Here is a 9598-nt window from a genome sequence, read left to right as displayed (position 1 = left end):
AAGCAGTTTCCGATTGGGTTTAGAATTATTGGATAAGCTGGATTTATCCAAATACCCGTGGCTTTTTTGTTTCAAAAAGTTATGCCCAACCGAAGATTAAAAGTGAGGAGTACTCAGCTGAGTTGGTGCTTGACAATTAATATTGGTTAAGATATAGTTATTAGGATTTATGGATTATCATTCAGACACGAATCGGCACGGAAAGTGATGATAATGGTTAGGAACAAAAGAAAAAAAATAAAAGGAGGAGAGTATGAAGAAATTGGTAAATCTTTTTCTTGCCTTTCTGGTATGTTATTCACTCCTTTTCGCCCTCAGTTATATTGAATCTTCGCAGGGTTTAGAGAATCCAGCGATGGAAGGTGGCAGAACCGAGATGGAGATGGTGGATATCAATAATGATGGGAATATTGATATTCTTTCCATCGGTGACCATGGCTCACCCTATGTAAATACTCAGGAACATGGAGTGATGGTTTGGTTTGGCAATGGTCAGGGTCTCTGGAATGTTTATCAGAATGGTAATTTTGGCTATGGCGGCATTGCAATTGGGGATGTGAACAATGATGGGTTGCTGGATATCGGCTATGGGATGCATCACAATTATTCCAATAATGATTTTGGCGATTCAATCATGGAGGTTGCATTAGGTGATGGCACCGGTCAGAACTGGATACCATGGGATGATGGAATTTCCATAGGCGACCCTAGCCCCTGGGGTATGTTTTGCACAGACCTCGCAGACATTGATAATGATGGAGATTTAGATCTCGGAGGGAATTCGTTTGGTGCCGATGATGGTATCCATATTTTCATAAATCATGGGGATGGAACCTGGCATCAGTCTTTTGGGTTCGTCGGGGGTAATTCCACGATGGATTTTATCTTTGGAGATATAAATAATGATGGTTATACCGATTTCTGTGCTGCACATCAATATGGCAGCATATATTTAGGTAATGGTGCCGGTGGTTTTACGAACGCAGATGGGAATCTACCACCTGGTGGAAATTTAGGCCGGCGGGGACCTTCGTTAGGTGATGTGGATAATGATGGTGATTTGGATTTTGCATTCTGTAACTCAAGTGGGGGAGTGGAGGTATGGAGATGGGAAGGGAATAATACCTGGTCTTCGTATTCTGCGGGGCTACCAACCACTGGTCTTTATGACCTAACCCAATTGTTCGATATGAATCTGGATAATTGGGTTGACCTGTGTGCATTTGGCGATAGCACCGTAACTATATGGCTTAACATTGGCACGGGATGGATACCTGATACGACATTCAAAACACCCCGTCCAGGAACACCTCAAGCATTCCGAGTGGGTGCGGACGCGGACCATAATGGATATCCGGATATACTGGTGGTGGGCGACGAAGGGGATTCCTGGAATTCACGCAATCGTCCAAGATTTTATAAGGAGTCTTCAATACCCCAGAATTTATTCATCTATCCAATATTCCCACGGGGTGGACAAAAATTCTATCGGGGTTCGATCCAGTTTATCAGATGGACCTGTGGAGTCCCTGAAGGCACAGCAATGATTAAACTGGAAATTTCCACCACCGGTCCGAATGGTCCCTGGACCTTGATTGCGAGCAATCTAAAAAATAATTGCCGGTATCAATGGCGTATTCCTTCAAATATTCCAGGTTCTAATAATTGCTACATTCGCTTCACTGCAACTACTACAAGTGATACTGCAGTCGCCATTAACCCGCTACCTTTTACAATTCTGCCCATCGTCGGTAAGGAAGAAGATTTACCAAACAATTTTAAAACCGTAGATTTATCAGTCACCCCTAATCCAACAAACAATGGCTTCAATATTCGGGTGCAATATCCTGAAGGCGGTAAAGCACAGGTTCGGATTTATAATGGTGCCGGCAGGATGGTGAGAGAGTTGTTAAGAATAACCGGTTCAGGGGGATTTAATATCTTTTGGGATGGTCGGGATAGAGCGGGGATACCTGTGCCTTCGGGCAATTATTATATAAAACTTGAAAGTCAAAGGCAAAAAGTTGAGAAAAAGGTGACAATAATAAGGTAACGGCAACTCCAACATTCCCTGGATTCCATCCCATTTTCTTAAATATTCTATTTAGTAACAATAAAGCCTATGAACAATATTGGTAAGGACATCCAGTGATTTTAGTTTCGACCGCTGATAATTGTTATGTGAATCAATAAAGGTTTCTTTCTCGTCTGCTGATAACCCATAAACAGTTTAGGGGTAAAAGATAACTTGAAAAAAAGTAAAGAGAACTTAGCATCATTACCCTATTGCAATTTTTTTTGATTTGAATATCATTGAGGGTATGTCAATCTTATATTTTCTGGATTTCCAGAAGAAACAAAAAGAAAGTTATTTAAAAATGCTTGAGCGGCTTATTGAAGTATCAGGGGGTCTGAATATTATCCAGTCCGGGAAAATCGCTGCGGTGAAGTGTCACTTTGGCGAAGATGGAAATGTCAATTTTGTCAATCCCCTTTATGTCCGTAAAATCGTTGAACTGATAAAGAGAACCGGCGCTCGGCCGGTCCTTGTGGACACTACAACTCTTTACTCGGGGAGAAGATTTAAGGGAGATACCCATATTGAACTGGCGAAAGAACACGGATTTGATTTTGCACCGATAGTAATCGCCGATGGGATTTACGGAGATGAATATTTCGAAATCAATGATTCAAAATTGGCAATGGCTTTTAAAAATATTGAGACCATCATCTGCATCAGCCATTTTAAGGGTCATCTGGTAACCGGCTTTGGCGCAGCGCTGAAGAATTTAGGCATGGGTTGTGCTGCCAAGGGAGGAAAACTGCAACTACATTCTCGCTCCCGACCTTATGTGGATAAAGAAAAATGTGATTTTTGTCTGCGCTGTTATAATTACTGTGCCTATGGGGCAGTCGAGAAGGAAAAAAAGTATGTGGCAATCAATTCACATAAATGCAGTGGTTGCGCGGGTTGTATGTCAATCTGCCCCCGCCAGGCAATAAGGTTTTCTTGGAGTGCTGCATCCGATGAGGTCCAAAAAGGCATCGCTCAATATGCCGCCCATTTGATAAAAAACAAAAAAATTTTCTATTTGAATTTTTTAACCAATATTACCCCGGACTGTGATTGTTTGGGTTCTACAGAGCTACCCATTATGCCGGACATCGGCATTCTGGCAGGTTTTGATCCAGTTGCGATCGACCAGGCATCTTATGATATAACAAAAGCCGCGATTGATAAATTACGTCCCAATATTGATCCTCAAATCCAGCTTTTTTATGCAGAGAAATTCGGTGCCGGTGAGCGGAAATATGAGATCAAAAATATCTGAATTAAAAAAGAAGATAAAAAATCTTGAATCGCTGATCGATGCCTCGCTCGTATTTTCCTCGACTCTGGATATAGATGCTCTTTTGAACATCATCCTCCAGAAGGCTGAAGAACTGATGGAGGCTGAAGCGTCCAGTGTCTTTCGTATTGATGAAGAGAAAAATGAACTTTATTTTATTACCGCCCGGGGTGAAAAAGGGAAAGAAGTAAAAGAAATTCGGATACCCATGGGCAAAGGTATTGTGGGCTGGGTTGCCCAGCATAAAAAACCTCTGCTCGTTCCTGATGTCACAAAGGACCCGCGCTGGTTCAGTGGGGTGGATAAGAAGACGAAATTCGTCACCCGGTCAATTCTCGCGGTGCCCCTTTTGGTCAAAGGTAAAATCATTGGTGTTGCCGAAGTATTGAACAAAAAGGGAAATAAAAAGTTTACCCAAGAAGACCTTGAAGTCTATCAGGCCCTTGCTAATCAAATGGCTATTGCCATAGAAAATGCTTCGCTCTATAAAGAACTCGATGAGCTATTTTTGTCATCTATTCGGGCGATTGTGGAGGCGATAGATGCTAAAGACCCTTATACCAAAGGACATTCCGCCCGGGTTGTTGAGTATGCCTTGCTCATCGGTGAAGAGATGAAATTGGATAAAGAAGTTCTAAAAGATTTAGAGTTATCGGCTGTGCTCCACGATGTAGGTAAGATTGGTATTCCGGACCGTATTCTTTCTAAACCCGGACTGCTCAATGATGAAGAGTATAATTATATGAAGCGCCATCCGGAGTTCGGTGCCGAAATTGTTGGTCCGATTAAAAAATTAAAGAATCTTGTGCCCAATATCCTTCACCATCATGAAAGATATGATGGCACTGGCTATCCTATGGGATTGAAGGGAAAGGATATTCCCCTTGGTGCCCGTATAATTGCCATTGCTGATTCATTTGATGCGATGACTTCAGATCGTCCCTATCGTCCTCGGATGGAAGCAAAAACTGCAATCGCGGAAATAAAAAAACATCGGCGCACCCAGTTTGATCCGGAACTCGTTGAGATCTTTATTAAGGCAGTTGGAAAACATCTTCCATGAGATCCTCAATTTCAAAAATCATCTGGCTTCCCGTAGGAGCTGTGTTTGCGATTAATATTCTTTGCCTTTATCAACCCTTGTACTGGCCTTTTGAGCAAAAAGTTTATGATTTAAAGTATCGGATTGCGCTTGCCGAGAGATATATCCCTGAGATTGTGATTGTCGATATCGACGAATTGAGTTTAGAGAAACTCGGTCGTTACCAGAACTGGCCTCGAGCTTATTTTGCCGAAGTAATTGGTTATCTTAAGGATGCCCGAATAATCGGTGTTGATATATTTTTCGGGGAGCCAGATACCTTACCGATATATGCCCGCCGGTATTATGAGAAGCCGAATTTTGACTCCCTGCTCCGCATGGTCATAAGTGCAAACAAAAATGTTGTTTTGGTTTCATCATATGAACAAGAACCGGTGTTCAGTGATATATGCCCAACAGGCATTGGAGAAATCATCGGCGATGTGGATGGTGTCATCCGCCACGGATACAAAACGGTTGGTGGCAAACCGACATTTGCTTATGAAATCGCCCGTCATTTAAACCACGATTTTCCCGATGATAAATTTCTAATTTATTATCTGGATACCGGTTCGTTTCGAAGGATTTCCTTCAGCGATGTATATCTCCAGCGCGTCCCCCAGGAATTTTTTCGGGATAAGATCGTGCTCATTGGCGGCACCGCTTCTGGATTATTTGATTTTCATACCGTTCCCTTCCGGCGTCATTTCCCCGGAATTTTAATCCAAGCAAATCTTATCAACAATTTTATCGCACATAAGAAGATAAATGAATTTCCCTACGTGTATCTTATCCTTATAACTTTTATTTTTTCATTAGTAATCACCCTGCTTACCGTCTATAGCCGGCTGACCACTTACATAACGGGATATGGGATCATCTTTCTTTTGAGTTTTATTATTGCTCTTATTCTTTTCTTTAATCGCATTGAATTGGGTCTCATTCGAACATATTATTCTTTTGTGCTTACCATCATTTTGTCCCTGATCTATCGTTACCGTTTTGAAGAAAAAGAAAAAAGACGCCTCAAATCAATTTTCTCCCGCTATTACTCCCGAGAATTAGTGGAGAAGGTGATAAAAGAACCTCCGAAATTAGGGGGTGAGAAAGTTTTCTGCACGATCCTTTTTGCTGACATCCGGAATTTTACACCCCTGGCTGAAAAGTCAAATCCCGAGGATGTTGCCCGAAAACTAAACCAATTTTTAACAGAAATGGTGTTGATCGTCTTCAAATACCAAGGCCGGGTTGATAAGTTTATTGGTGATTGTGTGATGGCGGTATTTGGACATCCTGTGCACTTAAAAAATTCGGCACTTAATGCCTGTCTTTGTGCACGCGAGATGGTCCGGCGGGCACAAGAGATGGGTTTTCAGATTGGGGTGGGAATAAATTCAGGCGATGTAATAAGTGGTAATTTTGGTTCACCGATGCGGATGGAATACACGGTGATCGGTGATGCCGTGAATCTTGCTGCGCGGCTGGAAGGATTGACAAAAGAGTTTCGGACAGATATCATCGTGGGCGAGAAGACTTATCAAATGGTTAGCTCTCACCCGCTTATCGAACTCCATTTTCAAGAATTGGGCCGGGTCCGGGTAAAAGGCAAGGAAGAAGAGGTTTTGATTTATGAATTGAAACCCTGATCAATTTCTCACTTAATAAATGGAAGAGAATTTAGCCTTAGGTAAAAAGATTTCCATCATCGAAGGGGTATTTGCTCAATTTCATATCACACTCACCGGAGGGATGTTTCTTACTTCCTTTGCTCTATTTTTGAAAGCCAACCCATTTCAAATAGGTATACTTACAGCGATCCCTTCACTTCTCGCCGGAGTCGGTTTTTTTGCCGCCTACCTCGCTAATATTTGGGGGAAAAGAAAAATGCCTTGTCTCCTCACCGCACTCATTGGTCGGGGGCTTTTTATATTTTTTGTTATCACATTGCTCTTTGGGATCCAGATCAGCATAAAATTCTTTTTTGTCATTATCTTCTTATTCAATCTGCTTTTGAACTTTTCCGGGAACCTCTGGCTTTCCTGGATGAGCGATTTAATCCCGCGTGATGAACGCGGGCGCTATTTTGGTATCCGGACTACCATCATAAGTGGGGTGGGGATGGCGGTGAATTATATAGGGGGAAGAATTCTTGACCATCTGGCACCTGTCCAAGCCTTTATCATTATTTTTTCCATTGCGGTTTTTTTCGCCATCCTTGCGGGCATCACCCTTTCCTTTCAACCCGAACCGAAGTTTGAAAAAAAGACTATCAATTTTCGTGATGTATTTCTTAAACCCCTAAAGGATCAAAATTTTCTTGCCCTTCTCAAGTTTGTATCATTCTGGTACCTTTTTGCCGGCATTGCTGCACCGTTCTGGGTTGTTCACATGATTAAGAATTTAAAGATGGCTTATTCTACAATTGCGGTTTACGGGATAATCGCCGGTGTCGCCGGTTTATTTTTTCAAATATTCTGGGGGAAATTAATTGATCGCGTGCGGTCCAAACCGGTTTTGACAATAAATTTCGCCGGCATCACCTGTCTCCCGCTGATCTGGCTCTTTGCCCGATCTGATTTCATACTTCCGATATGGATTGATGCTTTTTTCAGCGGATTATTTTGGTGTGGAATAAATCTGAGTCTTTTCAATATACTTTTGAGTTTGACTGAAGAAAAAGAATTAAAAGAGGGTTATTTTGCGGTATTTTCCACAATCACCGGTATCTGCGGTTTTCTTTCTTCTTTGCTGGGAGGTTTTCTTGCTCAAACTTTAGAAAACTTCAAATGGGAATTTTTCGGGCAGACCTTTGTCAATTTTCATATTTTGTTTTTGGGCACCTCGTTCTTTAGATTTTTGAGTTTTTTCTTATTGAAAAAAGTGCGGGAAAAAGAGGCTTATCCCGTCTTTTCCACCCTCCAACTTATCGGCGATTATGCAGTGCGCCGACTTAACGAGAATAAAGACCTTATCCTCAATATTTTACGGTTCACCAGGTAATCACAAACTCACGGCCTTAATCATTCCCAATCATTAACTTGACATTTTTCATCCGCTGACTAAACTTAGGTGTGAAGATCGATATTGGCATCTATTATGGTCCGATTGACCTGCTTGTTTATCTGGTACGCAAAAAAGAGGTAGATATTTTTGATATCCCCATCGCCCAAGTTGCTGAGGAATATCTGGATTATATCCGGAGGATTGAACGCAAAGATTTGGAAGATGCAGCAGATTTTCTCTTGATGGCTGCCATTTTAATCCGACTTAAAGTTCGTTCGCTACTACCACGCACTCCTGAAGACGAAGAAGAAGCTAAACCCATCACCTTGATGCAGATAATTGAAGAATATAAAAAATACAAAGAAATTGCAAAGTATTTTGGAGAAATGGAAATTCAGACCAGTAAACAATTTCCCCGGTTTGCAAAAGTAGAACCCACAACGGTACTTGAAGAGGGTAATCTGATGAGCTTGATTCTGGCATTTCGCAGTTTCCAGCCGACGGCAAAGGAAGAGGTATTGATAAAAAGGCAGTTGATTCCTATTGAAAAGGTGATTGAGGATTTGAAAAATATCCTTGAGGAAAAAAAGGAAATCAACTTTTTGAGGTTCCTACAAGAGAAAAATAATGTATCCATTGCAGTATCTTATTTCTTCGGCATGCTTCAGTTAGTAAAGGAAGGTTTGGCATCAGTTGAGCAGAAAGAGGCATTCGGCGAGATATTTTTATACAAAAGGGAATCTGCATCAGAGATCAATAGTGAACATTTAAATGTGGGCTGAAATCGCTTAGGGGAAGGTATGAAATTTTTGCGTCCCCAACCTTACTTTGCTTTTCTTTTCTGGTTCTTGATTAATCCCTGCTTAGCGGCTGTACCAGAGGATTCCAATTATCAATACCTCTTGGACAAGCAACTTGCCCATTATTTTCAAAGCTGGGAGATGATTTTTGATTCAACCACCAATGGGATGAGAACGAGTCAAGGTTGTCTGGATTTGCTCAACTGGTATATAAACCTTGAATTGCGCTATGAGGCTTATCTTTCAAGGATTTTAGGGTTACGGTATCAGAATCGCTATATTGGAGATTATGATTGTCACATTAGCAATCACTATTTCCAACCCTTCTTTCAACTTGCTAATAATCGTCGATTCTTTTTATCGATAACCACCCATTACTATAAGGGCGAAGATGAGATTGGGGTTGGCTGTTTGCTGGGCACAAACTATGTAAATTTTTTTGAAACATTCCTGTTGGTGGAAGACTTCGACCGTAATTTTTCTCTTAAGGATATGGCTGATGGTCCGGAAAAGATTATTTACAAAGGCTTAAATTATCCAATTAAATTGAAAACCCTGATAAATAGAAACTGGCACCGAGGTAGGTTGAGGATAGAGACCGAGTTGGAGAAAAAATATCTCCGACACTCCACTGATGAACCACCAACTTTTGTTGAAGAGGGTTATCAGCATGCCGGATTTATCCGTTGCTGGCAGGATATCGGTACCATGCGCCTGGGCTTTCTTGTTGAATTGAAAGACTTCTTTCGGAAAATCACCAGTCCTCAGAATGAAATAGCAGAGCAAATTTTTGATTTAATGCCTGAACTTCAGTTTACCTATTTGGAAAATCCCAAATTGCGGCCTAACCTTTATTTGACCTATAATTATAAGATCGCCGAGGATACCATCTTATATAGAAGAAATGTATTCGCTTATCTGATAGATCTCGAATACCAACACGGAACCAATTTTACCTGGCATTTAGGAACCCAGCGCAATTTTTATCGAAACAATCAGGGGATTGGGTTAAAAGAGCGGAGAATAAATGTGGGTTTGGAATACCACTATAAAAATCTGTGGTTTTACCTTGTAGAAGCAATGGAAGGTGATTTTCCCACGCCTAAGTATTTACATAATCACACCTATGTCCAATTGATGCTCCGTTTTTAGACCCGCAGCTCTGAAGAGCCAAAATTTTTCTCACCTTGATGCCCTTTAATTTTAGCGGAAAAAATAGGGATTGTAATGTCTAGAAACCTTATTTACAGTTCTCCAGTAAGAACTTGTAGTCAGATTATCCAATATCACTGGTGGAAATAGCGCAATATTGGGATTTAATTCAGGCATAATCTCTTTAGCATACTCAAGGGGTGTCTTGTTGT

At 41.2% G+C, this 9598-nt stretch carries 7 protein-coding genes; all 7 read left to right on the top strand.

Annotated elements, in window-relative coordinates; genetic code table 11:
- Positions 1-253: 253 nt before the first annotated feature.
- Complete coding sequence (locus ABIL39_11755; GenBank protein MEO0166799.1) at positions 254-2053, top strand: FG-GAP-like repeat-containing protein; 1800 nt, start codon at positions 254-256, stop codon at positions 2051-2053.
- A gap of 268 nt (positions 2054-2321) precedes the next feature.
- Complete coding sequence (locus ABIL39_11750) at positions 2322-3332, top strand: DUF362 domain-containing protein (protein ID MEO0166798.1); 1011 nt, start codon at positions 2322-2324, stop codon at positions 3330-3332.
- Positions 3313-4413 carry an HD domain-containing phosphohydrolase gene (locus tag ABIL39_11745; GenBank protein ID MEO0166797.1) on the top strand — a complete coding sequence of 367 codons (1101 nt, stop codon included), beginning with the start codon at positions 3313-3315 and terminating at the stop codon, positions 4411-4413. The genes ABIL39_11750 and ABIL39_11745 overlap by 20 nt, the downstream gene beginning before the upstream one ends.
- A gap of 41 nt (positions 4414-4454) precedes the next feature.
- Complete coding sequence (locus tag ABIL39_11740; protein MEO0166796.1) at positions 4455-6077, top strand: CHASE2 domain-containing protein; 1623 nt, start codon at positions 4455-4457, stop codon at positions 6075-6077.
- Positions 6078-6096: 19 nt separating this feature from the next.
- On the top strand, positions 6097-7431 hold the full coding sequence (locus ABIL39_11735; GenBank protein MEO0166795.1) for an MFS transporter: 1335 nt from the start codon (positions 6097-6099) through the stop codon (positions 7429-7431).
- Positions 7432-7502: 71 nt separating this feature from the next.
- A complete protein-coding gene (locus ABIL39_11730) occupies positions 7503-8216 on the top strand; it encodes a segregation/condensation protein A (GenBank protein MEO0166794.1) in 714 nt (237 codons plus the stop codon).
- A gap of 18 nt (positions 8217-8234) precedes the next feature.
- Positions 8235-9386, top strand: a complete 1152-nt coding sequence (locus ABIL39_11725; protein ID MEO0166793.1) for a hypothetical protein — start codon at positions 8235-8237, stop codon at positions 9384-9386.
- The last annotated feature ends 212 nt before the right edge of the window (positions 9387-9598 follow it).

Source organism: candidate division WOR-3 bacterium (assembly GCA_039802205.1).
Lineage (GTDB): Bacteria > Hydrothermota > Tepidihabitantia > SM23-42 > JAOAFX01 > JAOAFX01.
The sequence above is the reverse complement of the archived record's forward strand: the minus strand, read 5'-3'. Positions and strand labels throughout refer to the sequence as shown.